This is a genomic window from Sporosarcina luteola, from assembly GCF_023715535.1.
GTDB lineage: Bacteria > Bacillota > Bacilli > Bacillales_A > Planococcaceae > Sporosarcina > Sporosarcina luteola_B.
In genome coordinates, this window is record NZ_JAMBOI010000002.1 from 332797 (window position 1) to 356521 (window position 23725).

Below are 23725 nucleotides of genomic sequence, written 5' to 3' on the forward strand. Positions count from 1 at the left end.
AGTCAACCTATTGCTTTTTGGATTGCTTCAACAACACGATCAGCTTGGAACGGCTTCACAATGAAGTCTTTTGCCCCAGCTTGAATTGCATCGATGACCATCGCTTGTTGTCCCATTGCCGAGCACATAATGATTGTTGCTGACGGGTCCTTTTCTTTAATGGCTTTCAACGCCGCAATCCCGTCCATTTCAGGCATCGTAATATCCATCGTTACTAGATCCGGCTTCAACTCCATATACTTTTCAACAGCTTGCGCACCATCGGCAGCTTCACCGACCACTTCAAAATTGTTCTTTGTCAAAATATCCTTAATCATCATGCGCATGAAAGCTGCATCATCCACTATTAAAATACGTTTACCCATTCTCATGACCTCCCGGATCTTATCTTAAATTATTCAATCGTTCCGTCTGGCTCAAAATATCCGTTATCCGCACACCGAAGTTCTCATCAATAACGACGACTTCCCCCTTGGCGATATGGCGGTTATTTACCAAAATATCGACCGGTTCCCCTGCCAATTTATCCAATTCAATGATGGAACCGCTGGACATTTCAAGGATTTCTTTAACCGACCGTTTCGTCCTTCCTAGTTCCACAGTCACCTGTAAAGGGATATCCAACAACATATTCAAGTTGTTCGTTTCGGTTTGATTTAAGGACGGACCTTCAAAGTTCGCAAAACGCGCTTCCTGTACGTGTACTGGTGGTTGTTGCCGCCTTTGAGGCATCCGTTGCTGAACCGGCTGTTCATAATTAGGCTGTTCATAAGCAGGGGAGGCTATCGATTGAGATGCACTTTTCCCATAATTATTACCTGAATGGTCCTCTTGCGGATTTTCAGGTTGGCGCGGTTTTTGTTCGTTGGATAGAGCCGTTCTGGCCGGCGATTCCAATGTAACAGCAGCTTCCTCCTGTGCGCCCATGTCCATAAGCGACGCAACAAGGTTTTTTCCGAATTGAAGCGGGAACAATTGCATAATGTTTGAATCGATTAAGTTTCCGACTTTCAACTCGAATGAAACTTTAATCATCATTTCATCCTTCGGAATCTTATCGATGCTTTCCTCATCTTCCATATTCATTAAGTCTATAGATGGAGGGGAGATATCGACTCTCTTATTGAGTACGGTGGACATCGACGTAGCGGCCGAGCCCATCATTTGATTCATCGCTTCCTGTACAGCACTGAGATGGATATCATTTAATTCTTCATTTGGAGCCATTCCATCCCCGCCCAACATAAGATCAGCAATGATTGCGGCATCACTTTGTTTAATGACGAGGAGATTCGTGCCATTCAACCCTTCCGTATATTCCACTTGGATTGCAACATATGGATGAACGAATTCTTGTTCCAGCATACTGCGGTCCACTACAGAGATTTCGGGAGTAGTGATTTCCACTTTCTGCCCAAGCAATGAGGAGAGGGCTGTTGCAGAGCTTCCGAAGGAAATATTCCCGACTTCCCCTAATGCATCTTTTTCCATTTCACTTAATTGGGCGTCTAAATTCTGATGTTCAGAGGACGATGTTGCTGTTTCTTCCGTACGGATTGGTTCTCCACGCAGCAACGCTTCGATTTCTTCCTGTGAAAGCACGTTATCACTCATCATCTTCATCCCCTCCGTTCAATATATCGATTATTTGTACAGCCATCCTGTTTCGAAGATGACCTGGCTGTGCTGTGAATTTTGGTATGTCTCCCACTTTGACAATGAGAGGGTCTTCGATTTTCCGGTCAAGGGAAATGACATCCCCCACTTGAAGATACAAGAAATCCTCAACCGACATCGAACCTTTTCCTAGTTCAGATGTAAGCGGCAAACTTGCTTGCTTCAACCGCTTTTCCAAAATGATGCTTTGTTCGGGCGTCGGTTCCTTTTTATTGGTCTGCATCCAATAACGAACCGATAAATTCGGGACAATCGGCTCGAGGACGACATGCGGGATGCATATGTTGATCATGCCGCTGGATTCCCCGATGGCGATGTTGAACGAAATAACGACTACCGTTTCATTCGGTGAAATCATTTGAAGGAATTGCGGGTTCACTTCCATTTCTGATAGGAACGGATCGATTTCAATGATTCCCGACCAAGCCTCGCGTAAGTTATCAAATGACCGTTCGAAAAGGTTTGTCAATATCTTCGTTTCGATTTCGGTCATATTATCCGCTTTTCCAGGGCCTTTCCCCACGCCGCCCATCAATCGATCAAGCATCGAATAGGCGACGTTCGGATTGACTTCCATGATGATGTTTCCTTCAAGCGGCGGCACCTCGAAAATATTGAGCAATGTCATATTCGGCATGGACCGGATGAACTCCTCAAAGGGGATTTGATCGACCGATGCGACGTTAATTTGGATATACGTGCGCAACTGCGCGGAATAATATGTCGTCAATAATCTGGCAAAGTTTTCATGGATCCTTGTCAGGCTACGGATTTGATCTTTTGAGAAGCGGAGGGCACGTTTGAAATCATATACTTTGACCTTCCGGGTCTCATCTTCCTTCTGCATCTCTTCCGCTGACATTTCACCTGTCGATAATGCTGATAACAAAGCATCAATTTCATTTTGGGATAAAATATCTCCCGGCATAAGGCCACCTCCCGGCATAGTATATGTCAATTCTTTTGTTATTGGATTATGTACGAAACGATGTACACTTTTTCGATTTCACCATTTTGCATGAGGGGATTCAATTGTGATTTGATGGAATCCTCGAATGCCTGCTTACCTACTTTTCCATCGAAATCCTTTGAAGTCATTTCAGACAACTCCTGGATGACGATGTTTTGGACTTGGAAATCCCTCTTCGCCAGTTCTGCAGCGGCTTTTTTGTTCGTCGTTTGGATTTTTAATGAAATGCGGATAAATTGACGGCCAGATAAGTTTGTCATGATTTCTGGTACATCGACGGACGCTTCAAGGATTTCATCAATCGTCGGCTCTTTATCCGCGGAATCCCCTTTTAATTGAAGTGTGAGGAAGAGACCGATGATTCCGACAAGCGTCAAGGTTACTACAATGATTAATGCGATGGTTATAGCTTTATTTTTCATTTTCTTCACCTCGGATATGCGGATTCGATAAGAGTTGGACCGATTGATAGAAGTTGACGATACGTCGATTGACTTCGTCGATCGGGTCCAGGACGACGTATTTGGTGCCGGTTGTCAGTGTGATTGTTGTGTCTGGAAATGATTCGACGGTTTCTATGTATAGTGCGTTCAACATGAACGCTTTGCCATTGAGGCGAGTTACTTTGATCATATGTAAGGGGCCGGGCACTGGGCCGGCCCGACCCTCCTTTGCTATAAACGCATAAAGTTGTTTATTCACGCATAAACTCGATTTATTACGCATAAATCGCAATAGACGCGCATAATTCTTTTTAAAAGCTCATAAATGTTTGTGGAGAAGCATAAATGCTTCTAAAAGCGCATAAAAAGAATCTAACCTCCAAACTAGGCCGTTGCTTTCCGTTTCAGCACTCGCTTTCCGCGGGCATGGCTTGAGCCTCCTCGTCCGCTTCGCTACCTGCGGGGTCTCAAGGCTCATGCTATTCCCGCAGGAGTCTCGCGCTTTCACTTCAAGCAACTACGGCAACATAAAGGTTATATGACTTTTAAATATAAAGTAAAGTCAATATTTATCGTTTCAAATTAACAAGTTCTTGAAGGATTTCGTCCGATGTTGTGATGATACGTGTGTTTGCTTGGAAACCACGTTGTGCGACGATCATTTCAGTGAACTCTTCAGCAAGATCGACGTTGGACATTTCTAGGAAGCCGGATTCAATGGAACCTAGACCAGCAGTTGTTGCAACATTTTTAACAGGCGTTCCAGAGTTAGCAGTGCTTTGGAAGTAATTACCTCCCACCTTTTGCAAGCCGGCTGGATTAGGAAACTTAGCTATTTCAAGTTGACCTGCCCATCTTAATGTTCCTTCAGCATCAACAAATGTAACCGTGCCATCTTGGCTAATAGACATTGATTGGGCTGTCGTCGGAACGACAATAGGTTGATATTGTATAGTTTCTGTTTCGTTTACTCTATCTTCCGTATCATAAGTTAGAGTTCCCGCAGTTGGATACTCTTCATTTGTAGGTACACCTGCAACACCAACCAAGTATTTTCCACTTGAATCAACTAAGTACCCTTGATTATCCATGTAGAAGTTTCCTGCTCTTGTATAGGAGATATCATTAAAACCGGTAGGAGCTCCTCCTTGTTTTGGACCTTCCGCTACTTGGAAAAATCCATCTCCTGAAATCGCTAAGTCCAGTATGTTTCCTGTGAATTGTGTAGATCCACCAGTATGAATAGTATCAATTGCTGAGATTTGGGATCCTAAACCTACTTGCTTAGGATTGACCCCACCAAGTGTGTTGTTTCCACCTGAAGCTCCCGCCACCGTTTGCGATATCAAATCCTTAAAAATGACTCGTCCTTTTTTAAACCCATAAGTATTAACATTCGCTATATTATTCCCGATGACATCCAATTTAGTTTGGAAGTTTCGTAGGCCTGAGATTCCTGAGTACATTGATCGTAACATATTAATTTTTCCCCTCTCGGATTGTGAGTGTACTTGCCTCTGTCAGTCGGCAGTACGTTGGCATCCTCTGTCTGAGGTCCTGCCGGTGTTAGCTGAGCACGATTGTGCCGTCGATGTTTGTGAATAATTGGTCTTTCGCTTCCTTGCGATCCATCGCTGTAATGACTGTGGAATTTTTTGCGCTGATGATCAGTGCTGCTTGATCCATCAGTACAAGCGATTCTTTGATTCCCTTCACTTTTGCTTCATTCACCTTGTCTGTGATGTGCGCCCATTCAGTTTCTGAAATATGAATGTTCCGTTCCTTCAGTCTGTCATTTGCGTGTTTGCTGATTTTTAATTCCTGCGGCTGGATCGCCTTGTTCAGCTGTTCGATAAATGACTGTTTCGGCTGTGGCGGTGTTTTCAAAGGTTGTCCATGGCGGATGAGTGGCTGCGATGGAACGTGGTGGATGTTTAACTTGTCCATACACTCGCTCCTTTTTTGTTATTGACTGATGGATGTGAATGAATCGCCATCGATTCTTGTACCGTCGTCCAATATATATTGGAGTTTTCCTTCCTTATTGGAAACGGATACGACTAGACCTGATTTTTCTTCTTCTCCATTCATATAGCCGACTATTTTCCCGATTAAAAGACTGGCTTCAACTAAACTATTCGTATTTCCTGAGTCTGCTAGCACTTCAGAAATATTGCCGGGTGTGAGTTCTTTTCCGTCCGCCATTGTAAAGACGACAGATCCGTTTACGAATTTCGCGGATTGGATAATACCTGTCCCTTCATTGACGATCGGTTTGCCTGCTTCGTCCTTCATTTCGGTCATTTCGTGCCAACGAACATTCTTTCCGACGAATTGATTGTATTGAATCAATTGAGATTGGTTTTGTGCCTCAGCGAACTTTTCAAATGCGCTTGCCAAGTTCATTGTTTGTTCTAATGATGAAAACTGTGCCATCTGTGCGATGAATTCATTATCTTTCATCGGGTTTGTCGGATCCTGGTTTTGCAGCTGTGCAATAAGGATTTTCATGAATGCATCCTTGCCCATCGTTTCAGGACCTGTTTGCCGTTGGTCCCGTTGTTTATTTATAAGAAACATTGATTCCGTAATCGGTTTTTGTCCATCTATCATTCACTACACCTCCAGTTCAATCATATGTTCTTCAAACGAAAGCTCTTCTTCCGATGATTGGTTCTTTTTGTTATCATCCGTCTGTTGCTCACGTTTGAATTGTTCATTAAACGATTGTTCACGTTCATTTCTCTGCGATTCTTGGATTGTCTGGGCTATGTCAACGCGGTCAACTTGCAAGTTCTGCTGATTAAATGCGTGTTTCAGTTGATGCAACTGACTATCAAGCATTCCTTTGGCAAGTGCCGTTGATGCAAGAATCCTTGCTGTCATGACTCCATTCGTTTCAAGCAGCTCGATACGGATTTGGCCGAGATGTTCAGGATATAACTTGATGAGCATCCGATTAGTTCCGCCAACTTGTCCGAAGTTGGACCTTTTCATTAACGCCTGCATTTCCCTGAGTAGTGTTTCGCTTCGATTTGTTGGATTCGGTTCAGCTTGCTGTATAGGCATTTCTGCTTTAACTATTGTTGAAGTTGCATGTACAGCACCAGATTGCGGTGTTGTATCAGCTTGTTTCTGCCCAGATCCTTCTGCATTTGCGGATGTTGAAGAATTCGTTTCAAGGACGATTCTAAAATCGGTTTTTTGATTCAAGAATGGCAATTGTTCCTGCTTCCCTGCTGTTTCCATCCTCTGTTCGAAATGACCAGCAGCCGCTGTCATCATATGGCGAAAACTATCGACCTTTTGCTCCATCCATAAATCCATATCTGATTTCGGAGCCAACAATTCTATCGTTTTTAGTAAGGATAGAAGTTGGGTAGCCTCATTCTTTGTTCCAGGATTTTGAAGTTCCTCATTCAAATTTTCGAAAAAACGGATTCCAGCTTCATCGATCATGTTCAACAATGTCCACATATCGGCGGAGATGTTCAATTCCTCAGTTTCGCCTTTAGATATGCCGGCTTCTTCCAACAATTGTTGAAGCTTTTTGAGCATTTCTTCAGGATTGATCGACAACCAATTTGCTACTTCTTCTAAGCTTCCGCTGCTTCCAAAAGCAACATGCTCGTTACCTTGAATCGCTTGTACAGCACTTTCCAAACCTTCAACAGTTGTAGCATTAAATAGATTTGGAATCGATTCGATTGGAATTTCTCCGTTAGTCGGACTCTTCGCTTTAGGCGTTTTTGAAGTAACGCCGGCGAATACCGCTCCGAACTTGGAATTGGCCGGACCGCCGTTTTGCATTTTGTTTGTTGAAACTTGATTTATGCCTATCCTCGTTTGCAATGCTACAATGTTCACTCTCTTTTCACCTCCTCTCAATAAATGCCACCTTCAGCTTCCGCTTACTTTGTCATGAGACTTGTGTACTTTGCGGCATCTTCAGGCGACATCTTTTCTAATATCGGTGCGAGAACTTCAGGTTTTAGGTTGCTAAGTAATTGGATTGCTTCCGCATCGCTCATTTTCGTGATGACGGGGGCTGCTGACTTTGCCGACATTTTCTCGAATGTTGAAATGATTTCTTTCATGTCGCGTTTATAATCATCTTTCTCCGTTTTCAACGCTTCAATTTGAGCCAACAAGCTTTTTTGTTCATCCAGCAAAGACTTTTTTTCGTCTGCTGATTTCGCAAGATCTTCTTGGAGTTTGAACAGTTCGGCTTCCTTCTCTTGGATTTTCGCCTGCAATTCGACGACACGCTCTTCGATGATCAAGTCGCTGCCTTTTTCATCATCAACCTGCTTTTCTGCTGTGAATGGAAGGGATTGTGTCCATTCCTTCGCTTTGTCAAAAACGTTCACATCAGCGACATATGCGATGATCAATAGCACCATCGTCGTGAAAAGAAGCGGAATGAGAGTCCATAGCAACACTTCCTGGAAGAGGCGGGTGCCTTTCTTCTTTTCAACGATCTTCTCGTCAGTTTGCAGTTTTGAGTTCCTTGCCAAATTACCACCCTGTTTCTCTTCGATGGAACTTCAATGTTGATAATTCATCCAACAAACTTGCTTCCGCTTGTTCCACTTCAGTACGATAATGTTCTTTATCTTTTTCCTTCATCTTTTCAAACTTTTTCACTTCGATTGTCTTCTCCAGCAACTTCTCTTCAAACCAATTCATTTTGGAACGGGCTTTAAAGACTGATTGCTGCAGGCCCTCGATCCGTTTATCGAGGCTATCGATAAATCTGGCATAGTGATGGATTTCATTGATGGAAAAGCCTGTCGTCATTTTTTCCTGATGTTCGGCAATGACGTCTTCCTTCCGTTTCAATACTTCATATAATTCGGTTGCGACCGTTTCGAAAGATTCGACTGCTTTCTTGAATTCTATCTCGGTCTCCGTTTTCACCTGTTCCCGGTAATTGAGCACCTTTTCAAATCGGTATTCATAAGGTTTCATCGTGTACCTCCTCCTGGAGCAAGCGATATCAATTCTTCGATGCTGTCTTCCATCTTCACATTCTCTTGATAACTCTGCTTCAAAAAGTTGGTGATATGCGCCTCGTATTCGATGGCTTCATCGATTTCCCTTGAAGTGCCACGCTTATACGCTCCGATATTGATTAGATCTTCCGACTTGTCATATGTGTAATACAATTCCCGAAGCTTTTCGGCTGCTCTGACATGTTCCGGACTAGCAATATGATTCATGAGACGGCTTACGCTTTTCAAGACATTAATGGCTGGATATTGCCCTTTGTTGGCAAGTGTCCTATCCAAGACAATATGGCCATCAAGTATACCTCGCACCGCGTCGGCAATAGGCTCGTTCATGTCATCGCCATCAACAAGCACTGTGTAAAATGCCGTAATCGCGCCGACATCGTTTGTTCCGGTCCGTTCCAAAAGCTTTGGTAAAATCGAGAATACAGATGGCGTGTAGCCGCGCGTTGCTGGGGGCTCTCCTACCGCAAGCCCGATTTCCCTTTGCGCCATGGCGACTCGGGTGACGGAATCCATCATGAGCATGACGTTCAATCCTTTATCCCGGAAATACTCTGCAATCGCCGTAGCTGTGAAGGCTCCTTTAATTCTCATTAAGGCAGGCTGGTCGGAAGTTGCTGCAACAACGATTGTCTTGCTTAATCCATCGGGACCTAAATCCCGCTCGATGAACTCCCGGACTTCACGACCACGTTCTCCGATCAGACCAATAACATTCAAATCAGCCGTTGTATTTCTTGCAATCATCCCGAGCAAAGTGCTTTTTCCAACGCCCGACCCCGCGAAAATCCCGACCCTTTGGCCATTTCCGACGGTCAACATCCCGTCAATCGCTTTGACACCGACAGCGAGTTTTTCACTGATGGGCATTCTCGTCATTACATTCGGCGGATCCTGTTCCGTACGCACTGTTGACAAACCTTTCGGAAGAGGACTGCCGTCAATCGGGTTTCCCATGGAATCAAGGACTTTTCCGATCAGGTTCATTCCGATTTTCACCTCAAGCGGCTTCCCGGTGCATTCGACAAGGCAGCCGCTCGATATGTCAGTGATACTCGAATACGGCATCAGGATGACAATTTCTTCTCTGAAGCCAACGACTTCGGCCAAAATGACAGAGTCTTCTTTGCCTCCATTATTTAGGTGAATGCGGCATACATCCCCGACTGAGCTTTCAGGTCCTTGTGATTCAATCATCAGGCCGACTACCCGTACGACGCGTCCAAACTTTGGAAATGAATTCATTTTCGGAATGACTTCCAACAGTTCCTTCGCTTTTTTCATCGTTAGTCACCACTCTCCAACAGTTCAACGAGTTTCTCTTTGAGCTCGTTCAATTGTTCATCGACGCTGACAACTATACGGCCCTGGTTCGTTTCGATAATACAATCGTTCGTATTGAAGTCGTCATTTGCAAAAATAAGGAAAGGGACATCAGGCGGGAAGATGGAAGCAAGTTCAGCCCGGTTGGACGAGACAAGTTCAAATTGGAAGACCGATACATATAGTTTGATCTCCTTCATTTCCCTCGCTTCCTTCAATCCTCTTTTCACAATTGATAGGAAAGCATCCCCATCCTCTTCTAACGTCTTCCCAAGAATACGCTCCGCCGTCCTCATCGCAATTTCCAATATGATTCTTTCTTGTTCTTCCAAGTATTTCAGTGCATTTTCCTTCGAATGTACAGTGACTTCATTTGCCGCTTTCAAAGACTCGCTCATATCGGATATTGACTTGCTCCTGCCTTCTTCGTATCCGACTTGAAACCCCTCTTCATAGGCTTGTTGCTGCAACGCCGTCTTCTCCTGCTCCCATGCTGCTTGCATAGCGGAAATATCCTCTTGTGCCATTTGCCTCATATGTTCCGCATCGGCTTTTTCCAGCTCGATTTGCCGTCTCGCATCTTTCAATATCCGGTCACGTTCTAAAATGAGGGATTCTTTTGAAATCAATTCCTCTTTTCCGTCAATCTTCGGCATATGCAAATTACGGATTGTTATTTCCTTGACGTTGCCTTCTTCAGATATCGTCCGGGAAGAACGAAAAATGTTAGACAATGATGTCATCCCCTCCACCGCGGGCTATGATGATCTCGCCTGAATCTTCCAATCTTCGGATAATAGATACGATTCGTGCCTGTGCCTCTTCAACATCCCGCAAACGAACTGGCCCCATGACTTCCAATTCTTCCTGGAATGATTCGGCCATCCGTTGTGACATATTTTTAAAGAGGATATCCCTCACTTCTCCACTGGACACCTTCATCGACAAGATAAGATCCTCATTTTCACACTCACGGACAATGCGCTGAATCGAACGATTATCCAATGTGACAATGTCTTCGAAAACGAACATCCTTTTCCGAATTTCCTCCGCAAGCTCCGGATCTTGGATTTCGAGCGCATCCAAAATGGTCTTTTCGGTAGCTCTGTCGACTCCGTTCAACACTTGTACAACCGCATCGACCCCGCCTGTCTCCGTGAAATCCTGTGTGACTGTGGAAGATAGCTTCCTCTCCAAAACAGCTTCGATTTCGCTGATGACTTCGGGGGAAGTGGAATCCATCGTAGCTATCCGTTTTGCGATATCCGCTTGCATTTCCTGTGGAAGGGAGGACAGAATCATGCCTGCCTGTTCCGCTTCTAGGTAAGACAAAATCAATGCAATCGTCTGCGGATGTTCATTTTGAATGAAATTCAGAATTTGACCAGGCTCTGCCCTTCTTGCAAAATCGAAAGGTCTCACTTGTAAAGATGAAGTCAGGCGATTAATGATTGCTTGTGCGTGTTCTTTACCAAGCGCTTGTTCCAATACGGTTTTCGCATAACCGATTCCGCCTTGTGATATATAATCCTGCGCAAGTGCAATATTATGAAACTCCTCGATAATTTCCTCCTTGACGTTGGAGTCTACTTTCTTTACACCGGAAATTTCAAGCGTTAACCGTTCGATCTCCTCTTCTGTTAAATGCTTATAGACGGCTGCCGAAACATCCGGACCGAGAGATATGAGCAGAAGTGCAGCTTTTTGCTTACCCGTCATTCCTTTATCCTTCTTTACCACTGGTTCATCCCTCCGTCACTCTTCGGCAATCCATGTTCTCAGCAACTTGGCAAATTCTTCAGGCTTATCCTTCGCCATCTTTTCAAGTTGCTTTCTGCGAAGGGTCGCTTCTGTTTCGTTTTGTTCCATATTGATATCGTCTACCTGCAACGCTTCCCGCTGCTCTTCGAGTATCATCGCTTCTTCCAATTCGTTTTCCTGTCTGCGTTTGCGGAAGTAAGCAACGACCAAGATGGCAATGACTGCTAGTAAAGCTGCACCAATTGCATATACCCACCAAGGGATTGCACCTTTTGAAGATTGAGGTACGGTAACGAGCTTGCCATTAAAGTTTTGAGTAGTGATCGCAATTTTGCTTTCCCAGTAATCTCCTGGAAGTTCTGCCGGCAAGTAGGTTTTATCAATGGAAGTACTGATAATCGTCTCTAGAATATTCCTAATGTCACCTTCCACGTTATTCCCGTCGGATGGTTCCATCATAACTTGAATACCGATATCGCGAATTTTATAAGGGCTTTCTACGATATCCTTCCTGATACGGTTCACTTCATTGTTAATTGTCTCTTCCAAGCGCTCATAATCGCCGTTAGCGTTGTTGCCCCCGACAAAGCTAGTCCGGTTATCTGTAGGATCTTCGCCTTCAGGAACGCCACCGGCAACAGCACCCTCCCCTGAGAATGACTCTGTGATCCTTTGGACACTGATTGCAAGGCTATCAAGATCCTCATCTATGCGATCAACAAGATTTTCTTGTCTGTTCTCCTGTTTGAAGTCAATGTCTGTCGTTACGGAGACAACGACCTTATCCTGTCCCAACATCGTGCCAAGCATCATCTGCACTTTTCGTTGGAGATCGCGTTCAATGTTCTTTTTCATATCCATTTGATTAACAACATTCGTTCCAATTGAATGATCGGATGATTTCAAATCGAAGTACTCGGAATACTGGTTCATGATAACGATATCGTCTGTAGATAAATTCGGTAAACTTTTTGATACTAAATTATATAAGGCGGTTATTTGAGGTTCCGTAAACTGATGTCCAGGCTCCGTCTTCAACATGATTGCAGCACTTGCACTTTGTACAGTTTCATTCAAAAAGACGCTTTGTGTCGGCAATGTGAGCATTACATTTGCATCCTGCACCCCTTGGATCCCTTTAATAAGATTCGCCAACTCGGTTTGCATAGAAGCAAGCTTGATCATGTTGAATTCATTGTCTGTCGTTCCAAAACCGGCGTTCTGTGAGAAGAACGAATAATCGATAGTTCCCGTATTTGGGTACCCTTCCGCAGCAAGGGTGACAAGGAGGTCATCGACCCGTTCTTTCGGAACGAGGATCGAAGTGCCACCGGGTGCAATTTGGCTCGGGATGCCCTGTACATCAAGCTCTTCCTTGATCCTCCCGATTTCCGCGCGCGAGACGTCACTGTATAGAGGGACAAATTCCGTCTTTGACAGGAAGTAAGTCAAGAATGCAGCAAGAACAATAATAGCAGCCGCGGACCCGATATATGTTGTTTTTTGTCGTTTTGTGCGACTCGACCAGAACTGCTTCAAGTCAGTTCCAATTTTCGTCAATCTTTCTTTCATTCTGATCCCCCGGTCTGCTAACATAATCTATAGTTTGAGTTATACGGATTAGACAGGCATCCGAATAATTTCCTGGTACGCTTCGATGACCTTGTTTCGCACTTCCATCGTCGCACTCAATGCGATAGAGGCTTTTTGAGCGGTGATCATGACGTTATGCAAATCTACGTCTTCCCCTAACACAAGTTTTTGGGTCATTTTATCTGATTCGACTTGTTTGACGTTCACTTCCTGAATGGCTTCCTTCAAAAAAGCACCGAAGTTTTTCTGCGATTCAAACGGCGTCGGCTTGAGACTATCGTTGATTTTCAATAGTCCCGGCATGCTTACTGCGCCTTGGATAGATTGTATAGGCATTAGTCATCTCCTCCATTCCTGGTCATTATTTCCCTATTTCAAGTGCTTTCATCAACATCGCTTTGTTTGCGTTCAACACCGTCACATTCGCTTCATAGGATCTTGTCGCGGACATAAGGTCAATCATTTCTCTTAACGGGTCCACATTCGGCATTTGAACATATCCTTCGTCATTAGCATCAGGATGGCTTGGATCATAGACAAGCTTGAACGGAGTTTCCCTATCTTCCTGTATGCGGGAAACTGTCACCCCGTGCCCCGCCGCTCCTCTATCGCGGCTTCCCATTGCTGATTGCAACATCGTAGAGAATCGTCCTTCCATCGGTTGGAAGCTGACAGTTTTGCGGCGATACGGCTGCCACTCGCCGTTTACCATCTTCCCCCGCGTTGTTTCAATATTCGCCATATTGGACGAGATAACATCCATCCTTAGCCGCTGAGCAGTGAGGGCCGAGGCGGAAGTGTTCAGGCTATGGAATATAGACATTGTTATCTGCCTCCTTTAATGACATTTTGAAGGGAGTTGAATTTGCTGTTCAGACGATCGACTAATGCATTATAGTAAATCTGGTTTGCCGCCAGATCTGCCTGTTCCTTGTCCATATCCACCCCATTGCCATCTTGCCGATAATTATAATCGGCATATTTGGCTATACCCGAATTCGAAACTTTCGAAGAGAAGTCAAAATGGAGTACATCCGTCCGATATGAATTAATCGGTTTACTCTGGGCTTCCTGCATCATTTGTTTAAAGTTGACATGTTTCGACTTGTAATTCGGCGTGTCGACATTTGCAATATTTTGCGAAATAACTTTTCCTTTTGTAGAAGAAAAGTTCAAACCTTGCTCCAACAGTGAAATTGTTGATCCATAAATGTTCATTAATCTATCTCACCTCTACTTGTTTAATAGTTATATATGAGGAATAATCTTTTCTAGTAAACTTACAATTAAAACACATATCTTATTGTATCGGATTTTGGCGAACTTTGTCCATCATATTAATCAAAATAGATTAGGTCGAAACGACCCTTTTAAATCAGTGCACACACCCAGTTTATAGTGCTTATGACTAATAGCGTAACCCGGAAGTATCGTAGTACTCCGTAATTCTTTCTCCTTCAAGTTCTTCACAAAAAAATAACACTCCGGAAAGTTCACCCGGAGTGTTATAATTTATTAATTTTTTTGATTTTCAAGCTCTTCAAGGAATTTGTTGTTCAACACTTTAATGTATGTTCCTTTCATACCAAGTGAACGGGATTCGATAACACCAGCACTTTCAAGTTTACGCAAAGCATTGACTATAACTGATCGTGTAATCCCGACACGGTCTGCAATTTTGGATGCTACAAGTAAGCCTTCATTGCCATTCAGCTCTTTAAAGATATGTTCAATCGCTTCGTGTTCACTGTAAGACAATGAATTGATAGCCATTTGAACGACAGCTTTGCTGCGAGCTTCGATTTCAATTTCCTCGGATTTCTCACGTAGAATTTCCATACCGACAACTGTTGCGCCGTACTCAGCAAGAATAAGGTCATCTTCAGTAAATTTCTCTTTCAGACGTGCAAGGATAAGTGTTCCAAGACGTTCGCCGCCGCCGATGATTGGAACGACAGTCGTCAAACCTTCCTTGAATAGTTCGCGCTCCTCTTCAGGGAAGACCGAGTAATCACTGTATACATCAATATTCGAAGACGTTTCATTCACTTCAAAAAGTTTTTGCGTGTATTCTTCAGGGAATTTACGCTCCTGGAACATTTGCTTCATACGTTCATTGTCAATTTGATGGTGGATTTCAAGGCCAAGCAGTTTTCCTTTTCTGCTGACGATGAATGCATTGCATTCGATGACTACGCTTAATTTCTCAGCCATTTCTTTGAAGTTTACAGGTTTTCCAGCAGTTTCTTGAAGCATTGCGTTGATGTTTCTTGTTTTTGTTAATAAAGACATGATTATTTTTCCTCCTAATAGTTCCTTATGGGTTTAAGAATATTCTAAAGCTTTTCAATCATTAATTAAACTAAAACGTTTCACTATAAGATAAAATGTGACAAATCTTTGTTTTTTACGATATCCTTCAACTTTTCATCGACATATGCCACAGTTATCTTGATCGAAGATGGTCCGATTTCCGCAGCTTCATACGACAACTCTTCGAGCAATTTTTCCAATATCGTGTGCAGCCTTCTTGCGCCGATGTTTTCTGTATTATCATTCACATCGAACGCAATTTCCGCCACCCTTTCGATGGCATCTTCCGAAAACTCAATTTCGACATTTTCCGTCGCCAATAATTTCTCGTACTGCTTAATCAATGAAAAGTCAGGTTCTTTTAAGATTCGGACAAAGTCTTCTTTCGTGAGCTTTTCAAGTTCCACTCGAATCGGAAAACGGCCTTGGAGTTCCGGAATGATATCCGAAGGCTTCGACATATGGAATGCACCTGCAGCGATGAAAAGTACGAAGTCCGTTTTTACCGGGCCATATTTGGTTGTTACTGTCGAGCCTTCTACGATCGGAAGTATGTCCCTTTGGACGCCTTCCCTTGATACATCAGCAGATGACCCGCCACCGTTGCCGCGGCTTGCGATCTTATCCATTTCGTCGATGAAGATGATGCCGGATTGCTCAGTGAGTTCAACAGACCTTCTCGCGATCTCGTCATGATCGATCAATTTATCCGCTTCTTCGGCTTGAAGGATTTTTCTTGCGTCCTTCACTTTCATTGTGCGTTTCGTCATCTTTTTGGGCATTAAGGAAGATAAAGCATCCTGCATGCTTGCACCCATTTGCTCCATTCCCGAACCTTGGAGTGCATCAAACATGGAAGGCTGCTGGGAGGAAACCTCGACAGTAATCGATTGATCCTCTAATTCACCAGCGGCTAGACGACGGGCGATTTCTGACCGTTTCCGGCTCATATCATCCGCTTCCTCAGGATTCTTCTCATCCTCATCGTCCTTTTGTCCAAATAGCATTTCAAAAGGGTTCTGCATATTGACTTTGCGCTTTTTTTCCGGAACGAGCAATTCGACGAGTCGTTCTTCAGCAAGCTTTTCCGCCTGACCTTTAACGGACTCCCGCATTTCCTCCCGGACGATGCGGACGGCCGACTCGGTCAAGTCCCTTACCATCGATTCGACATCTCTTCCTACATATCCGACTTCCGTGAATTTCGTCGCTTCCACTTTAACGAACGGGGCGTTAACGAGCCGAGCTATCCTTCTAGCTATTTCCGTCTTCCCGACGCCTGTCGGTCCGATCATTAAAATGTTCTTAGGGATAATTTCCCTTTTTTCCTCATCAGTCAAAAGGCTTCTTCTATACCTGTTTCGGATGGCGACGGAAACTGCCTTCTTTGCAGCATCCTGTCCTACAATATACCGATCCAGGTAAGCAGTAAGCTCCCGCGGGGTCAATTCCTGCTTCTTATTCATTTGAGTACCTCCACAATTATCCGATCATTTGTGTAGACACATATTTCTGCAGCAGTCTCAAGTGCAGCCTTGGCAATTTGCTCGGCGTCGAGTGTATCACCGCTATATTTCTTTAGAGCACGACCGGCCGCCAATGCATAATTTCCACCTGATCCGATTGCAAGCACGCCATCATCCGGCTCAATTACTTCACCGGTTCCTGAAACGAGCAGAAGCTTGTCTTTGTCAGCGACGAGCAGCATCGCCTCCAGCTTCCTTAAGATGCGATCACCCCGCCACTCTTTCGCCAATTCCACAGAGGCGCGTTCCAAATTGCCATTGAATTCGCCGAGCTTGCCTTCGAATAACTCAAAGAGGGTGAAAGCATCAGCGACAGACCCTGCAAATCCTGCAATTATTTTACCGCCAAAAAGCCTTCTCACCTTTTTAGCAGTATTTTTCATGACAACGGATTCTCCCATTGTCACTTGCCCGTCACCCGACATCGCACAAACACCTTTGTGCCGGATGGCAAAGATTGTTGTAGAATGAAATTCCATTAGCTCATCCTCCTAAGCCCGCGGATGTGTTTTCATATACGTTTTCCGCAGATGCTCTTTCGTGATATGCGTATATACCTGAGTCGAAGATAAATGACTATGACCAAGCAATTCCTGTACCGTTCGCATGTCTGCACCATTTGATAGTAAATGCGTCGCAAAGGAATGACGGATCATATGCGGATATATCCTACCGGGGATTGATGCCTTTTCCATCATTGCATTCAGTACATGACGTACGCCTCTGTCAGTAATCGGGTCACCACGCAAATTGACAAACAACGAATGATGACTTTTCTTCTTCATAAGCATAGGACGACTTTTATCCATATAGGATTCAAGAGCATCCTGAGCAAAGCTGCCGAATGGGACGTAACGCTCTTTCCTGCCTTTGCCCATTACTTTGACGATGCCGAGAGAATTATCGATATCGCCTAATTCGATGGATGTCAGCTCACTAACCCGGATTCCGGTGGCATAAAGCAGTTCTAGAAGCGCGCTATTGCGTAATGATTTCGGATCTTCACCAGCACATGTTTCAAAGAGTGATTCCAATTCCTTTTCATAAAAAAAAGCCGGAAGCCGCTCTTCCTTCTTTGGATGGTGCAATAAACGGAATGCATTATCATTTATCCCGAATCGAGCATTGCCAAACTTATAAAAAGAACGAATCGATGAAATCTTTCTTGAAATCGTTTTCCTTGCGAAACCTTTGTCATACAAAGTTGTTATATACAATCTTGCTTCGGGATATTCGACATTGTCTAGCTCAGAAATTCCTTCTTGGGATAAAAAGGAGAGGAACTCGCGAATATCATTGCTATATTCCGAAACTGTCCGGGATGAATAGTTCTTTTCGAGGCTAATATAGGATATGTATTCGTCAAGAACAGCCTTTGGACTATTTCGTTGCAAGTGTTTCACCCCCATATGAATCACTCTGTCAATTATAACAAAATTGGAACATGTTTGAATAGTGGTTATTTTTTCTTTTTTTGACCTGCTCGGTTTTCACTATTGATCGAATAGGAGAACTAATTCGGAAATTCAAAAGTCATCCACGATTCACTATAACGTAAACTATATTGTTCCGGCAACATAATCGTCTTAGGTTGTCTGACATCTGCTGTATTTTTAGACACAGTTTGTTCAATTTTTAGGCGATGTACACATTAAAAAGCTGCACAATGCGGATTTTTTCCGACATGTGCAGCTCTCACTTGCTCAAACGTCTCCGGCCTTTATTCTTGTGCATCCTCTTTATAATCACATTCCGTACATTGGATTTGCACACCTTTTTTAAGCCTTTTTTCGACTAATGTGTTTTGACATTTCGGACACGGTCTGGCAATCGGTTTATCCCATGATACATATTCACATTCAGGATATCGATCACAGCCGTAGAAAATCCTTTTCGTTTTGCTCTTCCTCTCGACAACTTGCCCTTCTTTACATGACGGGCAGGTGACTCCAATCGGTTTGATGATTGCTTTTGTGTTTCTGCAATCAGGGAAGTTTGAGCAAGCCATGAATTTCCCATATCGGCCCATTTTAAATACCATCGGAGAACCGCACTTCTCGCAATCCTCACCGGCAGGCTCATCTTTAATTTCGATTTTTTCCATCTCTTCATCGGCAACTTTAACGTGCTTCTCGAATTCTTTATAAAATTCATCTATGACTTGCTTCCACTCAATTTCTCCATCCTCAACATCATCGAGGTTCTTCTCCATATCGGCAGTGAACTTGATGTTAATGATATCAGGGAAGTATTGATTCACCGCTTGGTGGACGATCTCGCCAAGCTCAGTCGGAACGAACCGTTTGGCGTCCAGCGTTACGTAGCCCCGTTTTTGAATTGTGTCCAACGTCGGCGCATAAGTTGACGGCCGGCCTATTCCAAGTTCCTCGAGTGTTTTTACAAGACGCGCTTCCGAAAACCTCGGAGGTGGCTGCGTGAAATGCTGCTTCGGATCGATTTCGCTCCCTTTCACTCGCTCCCCTTTTTCAAGCGGAGGCAGAATGCGGTCCTTTTCCTCTTCCTGATCGTCTTCCCCTTCGATATAAACCTTCATAAAGCCCGGGAATTTCACTTCTGAGCCTGTCGCCCTGAATTTTACATCGCCATTCATCAGATCCGCCGTGACCGTGTCAAGCACTGCAGGCGCCATCTGGCTAGCCACGAAGCGTTCCCAGATCAATTTGTAGAGTCTGTGCTGATCGCGTGATAAATACTGTTTCATCGCTTCAGGCGGCCTCATGACCGAGGTCGGTCGAACAGCTTCATGTGCATCTTGCGTGTTGGCTGATTCTTTCGCCTTTGCCTTGGACGTAGCGATGTACTCCTTGCCGAACATCGTTTCGATGAAGGAGACGGCTTCTCCTTTTGCACTTTCTGATATTCGTGTTGAGTCCGTTCTCATATACGTAATGAGACCCACGATGCCCTCTTTGCCGGTATTGATCCCTTCATAGAGCTGTTGGGCAAGCATCATTGTTTTTCTTGCCCTGAAATTCAATTTGCGTGCAGCTTCCTGTTGCAAGGAGGATGTTGTGAATGGAGGAGCTGGATTCCTTCTCCTCTCCTTCTTGACAACATTGGCAATCTCGAATTCATCGCCAGACATTTTCGAAAGGACTTCATCGACTTGCTTTTTGTTTTCCAGCTTCATTTTCTTCTGCGCATCACCGTAGAAGGAAGCCTCGAATGTTTTGCCATCTTTACTGAACTTTCCGCTGATGCTCCAGTATTCTTCAGGGATGAATGCCTTTATTTCATTCTCCCGGTCAATGATCAATCGCAATGCGACCGATTGCACACGTCCGGCGGACAATCCCTTCTTCACTTTCTTCCAAAGGATCGGGCTAATGTTATAGCCTACGAGTCTATCCAATATCCTTCTTGCCTGTTGGGCATCGACCCGGTTCATATCTATCGGACGTGGAACTTTGAAAGATTCCTTAATCGCATCTTTTGTAATTTCATTGAACACGACGCGGCAATCCGAGTTGATATCCACACCTAATTGGTGTGCCAAATGCCATGCAATTGCTTCTCCTTCCCTGTCGGGGTCAGCCGCGAGGAAGATTTTCTTCGCTTTTTTAGCGTCTTTTTTCAACTCTTGCAATATAGGGCCTTTCCCGCGAATCGTGATGTATTTCGGTTCATAATTGTTTTCAGTGTCCACGCCCATCTGACTGCGAGGCAAATCCCGCAAATGCCCGATGGAAGCACGAACCTTATACTTCTTGCCTAAGTAGCGTTCAATAGTTTTCGCCTTGGCGGGCGATTCTACAATTACTAAATAATCTGCCATTTATCATGTTCCTCCTCATAGAGGTTCCCTTACTGCACATTCGCAGGGCTGTCTCTTATTCCTGCCCATTCCGGATCTTGGTGATTCCGGATGTAAAAGGATATCTGTTGCAAAATGTATAACAGATTCGAATTAAAATCAACCTTTTCAGTAAAAGGAATGTTTTACCCGTCATAGAACAGAGCAGCTTTCAAGCACTTGAAAGCCGTTCCAAATAGGCTTTGCACCTTGTTCAATCAATTTATTCGGCCCGAGGGATAAAGCAGAGGTAATCGGCCCGGGAACCGCGTAAACAGCCTTCCCGTGCTCAAGCGCGTGATCCACGGTGCTCATTGTTCCGCTCTTTTCCTCAGATTCAGTGATAATGACAGACTCCGACAATCCGCTGATAATCCTGTTTCTCATTGGAAATGTCCATCTCGCCGGCCTCATATAAGGTGGATATTCCGTTAGCAGTAAGTGGCGTTCAACAAGCAATCTTGCAAGCTCTTTGTTTTCATGAGGGTACAGATGGAATAAACCGTGTCCAAGTACCGCAATCGTCTTTCCTCCAAATTGAATGGCAGACTCATGTGCCATTGTATCCGCCCCTTTAGCGAGGCCGGAAACGATGACCGCTCCACGATAGACAAGCGGCGGAACGACGAATGAAAGCGCTTCCTTAGAATAGTTGGTGGCTTTTCTGGAACCGATGATTGCCACTTTCATAGAAGCATCCAATATCGTTGGATCACCTTTAACATAGAGGACTGTTGGAGGGTCGACCAGCCATTTCAACGGCTTCGGATACGCCGGATTCGTAATTGGAATAGGGATGATTTTCTCTCGTTGATAAAGAAGGGGGAAAGGAGTTTGTTCATGCCGTTTCAACTGTTCATTCAGTTGGACTGCTTTTGCTTTGGGGAGTTTCAGCAGTCTCGCCAGTTCGTCAGTTTGATAATTGAACAGATGACGAAGATCGGGGTCCATCTTCAAGATTTCCGCTACTTTGTTAAATGGGACGGGGTAGATATAATGCAAGGCAAGCAACTTTCGGTCGACGTCTGTGAGTACCACAAGATTCCTCCTTCAGATTCCGGATATGCAAAAGAACAGCATGCAGTTATCCTGCATGCCGTACTGTTCCTCAATGCGTTTTACATTTTTCGTAAAGACCTTTTTCTTTAATTACTTTGATCAATGTTTCTCCGATTACGGAAGGTGTGTCAGCTGTTTCAACTCCAGCAGCGTTAAGTGCTTTGATTTTCTCTGCAGCTGTTCCTTTACCACCGGAAATAATTGCGCCAGCATGCCCCATACGCTTTCCTTCTGGTGCTGTTTGTCCGCCGATGAAGCCGACAACAGGTTTTGTCATGTTCGCTTTCACCCATTCAGCAGCTTCTTCTTCAGCTGTACCGCCGATTTCACCGATCATGACGACCGCGTATGTTTCTGGGTCTTCGTTGAATTCTTTTAGTACGTCGATGAAGTTTGTGCCGTTTACAGGGTCGCCACCGATACCGACAGCAGTTGTCTGACCGATGCCTGCTTGTGAAAGCTGATGTACAGCTTCGTACGTCAATGTTCCAGAGCGGGATACGACGCCAACATGGCCTTTCGTATGGATGTAGCCTGGCATGATACCGATCTTACACTCATCGGATGTAATGACACCCGGGCAGTTCGGTCCGACAAGACGTGTTTTCTTGCCTTCCATGTAGCGCTTCACTTTCACCATGTCAAGAACCGGGATATGTTCTGTAATACAGATGGCCATATCCAATTCCGCATCGACAGCTTCCAGAATCGCATCTGCTGCAAACGGAGCCGGAACGTAAATGACAGATACATTGGCACCTGTAGCTTTTACAGCTTCTTCAACTGTATTGAAGACAGGTACTCCTTCAACTTCCGTTCCGCCTTTGCCCGGTGTTACACCGCCGACGATTTTCGTGCCATACTCTAGCATCTGCTTCGTATGGAAAAGTGCTGTTGAGCCTGTAATTCCTTGTACAATCACTTTTGTATCTTTATTAATATAAATTGCCATCGTTTGTCCCTGCCTTTCTTAGCCTACGAGTTCAACAATCTTTTGTGCACCGTCCGCCATTGTGTCAGCAGCGATGATATTCAAGCCTGATTCGTTCAATAGCGCTTTGCCTTTGTCAACGTTCGTACCTTCTAAACGCACAACAAGCGGCACTTCAAGACCGACTTCTTTCGCAGCCATAATAACACCTTCTGCGATTACGTCACATTTCATGATGCCTCCGAAAATATTGACGAAGATTCCTTTGACATGCTCGTCAGAGAGGATGATTTTGAATGCTTCCGTAACTTTTTCAGCTGTAGCGCCGCCCCCAACGTCAAGGAAGTTGGCCGGTGATCCGCCGTAGTAATTGATTGTATCCATCGTCGCCATCGCAAGACCTGCACCGTTAACCATGCAGCCGATGTTGCCATCTAGGGATATGTAGCTAAGGTCGTACTTGGAAGCTTCGATTTCTTTCGGATCTTCCTCATCGAAATCGCGTAATTCGACAATATCTTTATGACGGTATAATGCGTTGTCATCGAAATTGAATTTTGCATCCAATGCCAGTACATTGTCATCGCCTGTAACGACAAGTGGATTGATTTCAACGATTGATGCATCTTTTTCGTCAAATACTTGGTAGAGTCCTAGCATGAATTTCGCAGCTTTGTTCACAAGATGTGTAGGGATGTTCATATTGAATGCCATGCGGCGCGCTTGGAACCCTGTAAGGCCGACGACTGGATCAATGACTTCTTTGAAGATCTTTTCAGGAGTCTCTTCAGCGACTTCCTCAATGTCCATTCCGCCTTCTTCAGACCCCATAAGAGTAACGCGATCCGTAGCGCGGTCGAGTACAAGACCCAAATAATATTCTTTTTTGATATCTGATCCTTCTTCGACAAGAAGTCGTTTAACTTCTTTTCCTTCAGGGCCTGTTTGATGGGTTACAAGAGTTTTACCAAGAAGCTCCTTTGCATACTCGCGCACTTCGTCAAGATTTTTGGCGATCTTAACGCCACCTGCTTTACCACGCCCGCCAGCATGGATTTGCGCCTTAACTACGATTACGTCCGTACCGAGTTCTTTTGCCGCCTTTACAGCTTCATCGGGAGAAAAAGCTACCCGACCATTTGAAACAGCAACGCCATAATCTCTGAGCAGCTGCTTTCCTTGATATTCATGGATATTCATCTTACATCCTCCATTCGAACTTGTAGCTCATAATTTACTGCCGTATCCATTGTAGTAAAGATGTAAAATAATGTCCACACTTGTTGTTGCCATATAAGCA

Annotated in this window: 26 protein-coding genes; all 26 read right to left on the minus strand. The window is 44.4% G+C overall.

All coding sequences use genetic code 11. From position 1 onward, the window contains the following. Positions 1 to 2: 2 nt before the first annotated feature. The 26 genes from M3191_RS05150 to sucC all read right to left on the minus strand — a co-directional run bounded on the left by M3191_RS05150 (position 3) and on the right by sucC (position 23625). Complete coding sequence (locus tag M3191_RS05150; RefSeq protein WP_251623996.1) at positions 3 to 365, minus strand: response regulator; 363 nt, start codon at positions 363 to 365, stop codon at positions 3 to 5. A 19-nt stretch (positions 366 to 384) separates the two neighbouring features. Beyond that, complete coding sequence (fliY, locus tag M3191_RS05155) at positions 385 to 1614, minus strand: flagellar motor switch phosphatase FliY (protein ID WP_251698681.1); 1230 nt, start codon at positions 1612 to 1614, stop codon at positions 385 to 387. Next, on the minus strand, positions 1607 to 2605 hold the full coding sequence (gene fliM / locus M3191_RS05160) for a flagellar motor switch protein FliM (RefSeq protein WP_251698683.1): 999 nt from the start codon (positions 2603 to 2605) through the stop codon (positions 1607 to 1609). The genes fliY and fliM overlap by 8 nt, the downstream gene beginning before the upstream one ends. 38 nt (positions 2606 to 2643) lie before the next feature. Then, complete coding sequence (gene fliL / locus M3191_RS05165) at positions 2644 to 3069, minus strand: flagellar basal body-associated protein FliL (RefSeq protein WP_251698685.1); 426 nt, start codon at positions 3067 to 3069, stop codon at positions 2644 to 2646. Then, positions 3059 to 3280, minus strand: coding sequence for a flagellar FlbD family protein (locus M3191_RS05170; protein ID WP_251699309.1), 222 nt, complete (start codon positions 3278 to 3280; stop codon positions 3059 to 3061). Before M3191_RS05170 ends, fliL begins: the two co-directional genes overlap by 11 nt. Positions 3281 to 3659: 379 nt before the next feature. After that, on the minus strand, positions 3660 to 4568 hold the full coding sequence (gene flgG / locus M3191_RS05175) for a flagellar basal body rod protein FlgG (protein ID WP_251698687.1): 909 nt from the start codon (positions 4566 to 4568) through the stop codon (positions 3660 to 3662). Positions 4569 to 4656: 88 nt separating this feature from the next. After that, positions 4657 to 5037, minus strand: coding sequence for a TIGR02530 family flagellar biosynthesis protein (locus M3191_RS05180; RefSeq protein WP_251698689.1), 381 nt, complete (start codon positions 5035 to 5037; stop codon positions 4657 to 4659). 18 nt (positions 5038 to 5055) lie between these two features. After that, positions 5056 to 5703 carry a flagellar hook assembly protein FlgD gene (gene flgD / locus M3191_RS05185; protein WP_251698691.1) on the minus strand — a complete coding sequence of 216 codons (648 nt, stop codon included), beginning with the start codon at positions 5701 to 5703 and terminating at the stop codon, positions 5056 to 5058. A gap of 3 nt (positions 5704 to 5706) precedes the next feature. Beyond that, positions 5707 to 6957: a flagellar hook-length control protein FliK gene (locus M3191_RS18655; protein ID WP_251698693.1), complete on the minus strand. Its 1251-nt coding sequence runs from the start codon at positions 6955 to 6957 to the stop codon at positions 5707 to 5709. Between the two features lie 44 nt (positions 6958 to 7001). Then, positions 7002 to 7607 (minus strand): MotE family protein, encoded by a 606-nt coding sequence (locus tag M3191_RS05195; RefSeq protein ID WP_251698695.1) that lies wholly within the window; start codon positions 7605 to 7607, stop codon positions 7002 to 7004. 1 nt (position 7608) lies between these two features. Then, a complete protein-coding gene (fliJ, locus tag M3191_RS05200; protein ID WP_251698697.1) occupies positions 7609 to 8061 on the minus strand; it encodes a flagellar export protein FliJ in 453 nt (150 codons plus the stop codon). Further along, complete coding sequence (fliI, locus tag M3191_RS05205) at positions 8058 to 9389, minus strand: flagellar protein export ATPase FliI (RefSeq protein ID WP_251698699.1); 1332 nt, start codon at positions 9387 to 9389, stop codon at positions 8058 to 8060. The genes fliJ and fliI overlap by 4 nt, the downstream gene beginning before the upstream one ends. A gap of 2 nt (positions 9390 to 9391) precedes the next feature. Then, positions 9392 to 10171, minus strand: coding sequence for a flagellar assembly protein FliH (gene fliH, locus M3191_RS05210; protein WP_251698700.1), 780 nt, complete (start codon positions 10169 to 10171; stop codon positions 9392 to 9394). Next, positions 10155 to 11168: a flagellar motor switch protein FliG gene (fliG, locus tag M3191_RS05215; RefSeq protein WP_251698702.1), complete on the minus strand. Its 1014-nt coding sequence runs from the start codon at positions 11166 to 11168 to the stop codon at positions 10155 to 10157. Before fliG ends, fliH begins: the two co-directional genes overlap by 17 nt. A 15-nt stretch (positions 11169 to 11183) precedes the next feature. After that, complete coding sequence (gene fliF, locus M3191_RS05220) at positions 11184 to 12761, minus strand: flagellar basal-body MS-ring/collar protein FliF (protein ID WP_251698703.1); 1578 nt, start codon at positions 12759 to 12761, stop codon at positions 11184 to 11186. Between the two features lie 48 nt (positions 12762 to 12809). Beyond that, complete coding sequence (fliE, locus tag M3191_RS05225; RefSeq protein ID WP_435368139.1) at positions 12810 to 13118, minus strand: flagellar hook-basal body complex protein FliE; 309 nt, start codon at positions 13116 to 13118, stop codon at positions 12810 to 12812. A gap of 25 nt (positions 13119 to 13143) precedes the next feature. Beyond that, positions 13144 to 13605, minus strand: a complete 462-nt coding sequence (gene flgC, locus M3191_RS05230) for a flagellar basal body rod protein FlgC (RefSeq protein WP_251698705.1) — start codon at positions 13603 to 13605, stop codon at positions 13144 to 13146. Between the two features lie 2 nt (positions 13606 to 13607). Beyond that, the gene (flgB, locus tag M3191_RS05235; RefSeq protein ID WP_251698707.1) at positions 13608 to 14000 is read right to left on the minus strand and encodes a flagellar basal body rod protein FlgB; all 393 of its coding nucleotides are present in this window, start codon (positions 13998 to 14000) and stop codon (positions 13608 to 13610) included. A 297-nt stretch (positions 14001 to 14297) separates the two neighbouring features. Further along, positions 14298 to 15074, minus strand: a complete 777-nt coding sequence (gene codY / locus M3191_RS05240; RefSeq protein WP_251698709.1) for a GTP-sensing pleiotropic transcriptional regulator CodY — start codon at positions 15072 to 15074, stop codon at positions 14298 to 14300. Between the two features lie 83 nt (positions 15075 to 15157). Next, a complete protein-coding gene (gene hslU / locus M3191_RS05245; protein WP_251698711.1) occupies positions 15158 to 16561 on the minus strand; it encodes an ATP-dependent protease ATPase subunit HslU in 1404 nt (467 codons plus the stop codon). Beyond that, positions 16558 to 17100 (minus strand): ATP-dependent protease subunit HslV, encoded by a 543-nt coding sequence (gene hslV / locus M3191_RS05250; protein WP_251698713.1) that lies wholly within the window; start codon positions 17098 to 17100, stop codon positions 16558 to 16560. Before hslV ends, hslU begins: the two co-directional genes overlap by 4 nt. Positions 17101 to 17112: 12 nt before the next feature. Continuing rightward, complete coding sequence (gene xerC / locus M3191_RS05255; RefSeq protein ID WP_435368140.1) at positions 17113 to 18030, minus strand: tyrosine recombinase XerC; 918 nt, start codon at positions 18028 to 18030, stop codon at positions 17113 to 17115. A gap of 311 nt (positions 18031 to 18341) precedes the next feature. After that, complete coding sequence (topA, locus tag M3191_RS05260) at positions 18342 to 20417, minus strand: type I DNA topoisomerase (RefSeq protein WP_251698718.1); 2076 nt, start codon at positions 20415 to 20417, stop codon at positions 18342 to 18344. Positions 20418 to 20588: 171 nt separating this feature from the next. After that, positions 20589 to 21473, minus strand: a complete 885-nt coding sequence (gene dprA, locus M3191_RS05265) for a DNA-processing protein DprA (protein ID WP_251698719.1) — start codon at positions 21471 to 21473, stop codon at positions 20589 to 20591. 70 nt (positions 21474 to 21543) lie between these two features. Further along, a complete protein-coding gene (gene sucD, locus M3191_RS05270; protein WP_251698721.1) occupies positions 21544 to 22446 on the minus strand; it encodes a succinate--CoA ligase subunit alpha in 903 nt (300 codons plus the stop codon). 18 nt (positions 22447 to 22464) lie between these two features. After that, positions 22465 to 23625: an ADP-forming succinate--CoA ligase subunit beta gene (sucC, locus tag M3191_RS05275; RefSeq protein WP_251698723.1), complete on the minus strand. Its 1161-nt coding sequence runs from the start codon at positions 23623 to 23625 to the stop codon at positions 22465 to 22467. Between the last annotated feature and the right edge of the window lie 100 nt (positions 23626 to 23725).

What these genes read in the sequence shown, in the direction of transcription:
- flgC (WP_251698705.1), bottom strand. Translation starts at nt 13,605, where the DNA reads ATGTCTATATTCCATAGCCTGAACACTTCCGCCTCGGCCCTCACTGCT.
- fliE (WP_435368139.1), bottom strand. Translation starts at nt 13,118, where the DNA reads ATGCCTATACAATCTATCCAAGGCGCAGTAAGCATGCCGGGACTATTG.
- fliL (WP_251698685.1), bottom strand. Translation starts at nt 3,069, where the DNA reads ATGAAAAATAAAGCTATAACCATCGCATTAATCATTGTAGTAACCTTG.
- xerC (WP_435368140.1), bottom strand. Translation starts at nt 18,030, where the DNA reads ATGGGGGTGAAACACTTGCAACGAAATAGTCCAAAGGCTGTTCTTGAC.
- flgD (WP_251698691.1), bottom strand. Translation starts at nt 5,703, where the DNA reads ATGATAGATGGACAAAAACCGATTACGGAATCAATGTTTCTTATAAAT.
- sucD (WP_251698721.1), bottom strand. Translation starts at nt 22,446, where the DNA reads ATGGCAATTTATATTAATAAAGATACAAAAGTGATTGTACAAGGAATT.
- codY (WP_251698709.1), bottom strand. Translation starts at nt 15,074, where the DNA reads ATGTCTTTATTAACAAAAACAAGAAACATCAACGCAATGCTTCAAGAA.
- hslU (WP_251698711.1), bottom strand. Translation starts at nt 16,561, where the DNA reads ATGAATAAGAAGCAGGAATTGACCCCGCGGGAGCTTACTGCTTACCTG.
- sucC (WP_251698723.1), bottom strand. Translation starts at nt 23,625, where the DNA reads ATGAATATCCATGAATATCAAGGAAAGCAGCTGCTCAGAGATTATGGC.
- fliH (WP_251698700.1), bottom strand. Translation starts at nt 10,171, where the DNA reads ATGACATCATTGTCTAACATTTTTCGTTCTTCCCGGACGATATCTGAA.
- fliM (WP_251698683.1), bottom strand. Translation starts at nt 2,605, where the DNA reads ATGCCGGGAGATATTTTATCCCAAAATGAAATTGATGCTTTGTTATCA.
- fliJ (WP_251698697.1), bottom strand. Translation starts at nt 8,061, where the DNA reads ATGAAACCTTATGAATACCGATTTGAAAAGGTGCTCAATTACCGGGAA.
- M3191_RS05170 (WP_251699309.1), bottom strand. Translation starts at nt 3,280, where the DNA reads ATGATCAAAGTAACTCGCCTCAATGGCAAAGCGTTCATGTTGAACGCA.
- fliF (WP_251698703.1), bottom strand. Translation starts at nt 12,761, where the DNA reads ATGAAAGAAAGATTGACGAAAATTGGAACTGACTTGAAGCAGTTCTGG.
- topA (WP_251698718.1), bottom strand. Translation starts at nt 20,417, where the DNA reads ATGGCAGATTATTTAGTAATTGTAGAATCGCCCGCCAAGGCGAAAACT.
- flgB (WP_251698707.1), bottom strand. Translation starts at nt 14,000, where the DNA reads ATGAACATTTATGGATCAACAATTTCACTGTTGGAGCAAGGTTTGAAC.
- M3191_RS05180 (WP_251698689.1), bottom strand. Translation starts at nt 5,037, where the DNA reads ATGGACAAGTTAAACATCCACCACGTTCCATCGCAGCCACTCATCCGC.
- flgG (WP_251698687.1), bottom strand. Translation starts at nt 4,568, where the DNA reads ATGTTACGATCAATGTACTCAGGAATCTCAGGCCTACGAAACTTCCAA.
- fliY (WP_251698681.1), bottom strand. Translation starts at nt 1,614, where the DNA reads ATGAGTGATAACGTGCTTTCACAGGAAGAAATCGAAGCGTTGCTGCGT.
- M3191_RS05150 (WP_251623996.1), bottom strand. Translation starts at nt 365, where the DNA reads ATGGGTAAACGTATTTTAATAGTGGATGATGCAGCTTTCATGCGCATG.
- hslV (WP_251698713.1), bottom strand. Translation starts at nt 17,100, where the DNA reads ATGGAATTTCATTCTACAACAATCTTTGCCATCCGGCACAAAGGTGTT.
- fliI (WP_251698699.1), bottom strand. Translation starts at nt 9,389, where the DNA reads ATGAAAAAAGCGAAGGAACTGTTGGAAGTCATTCCGAAAATGAATTCA.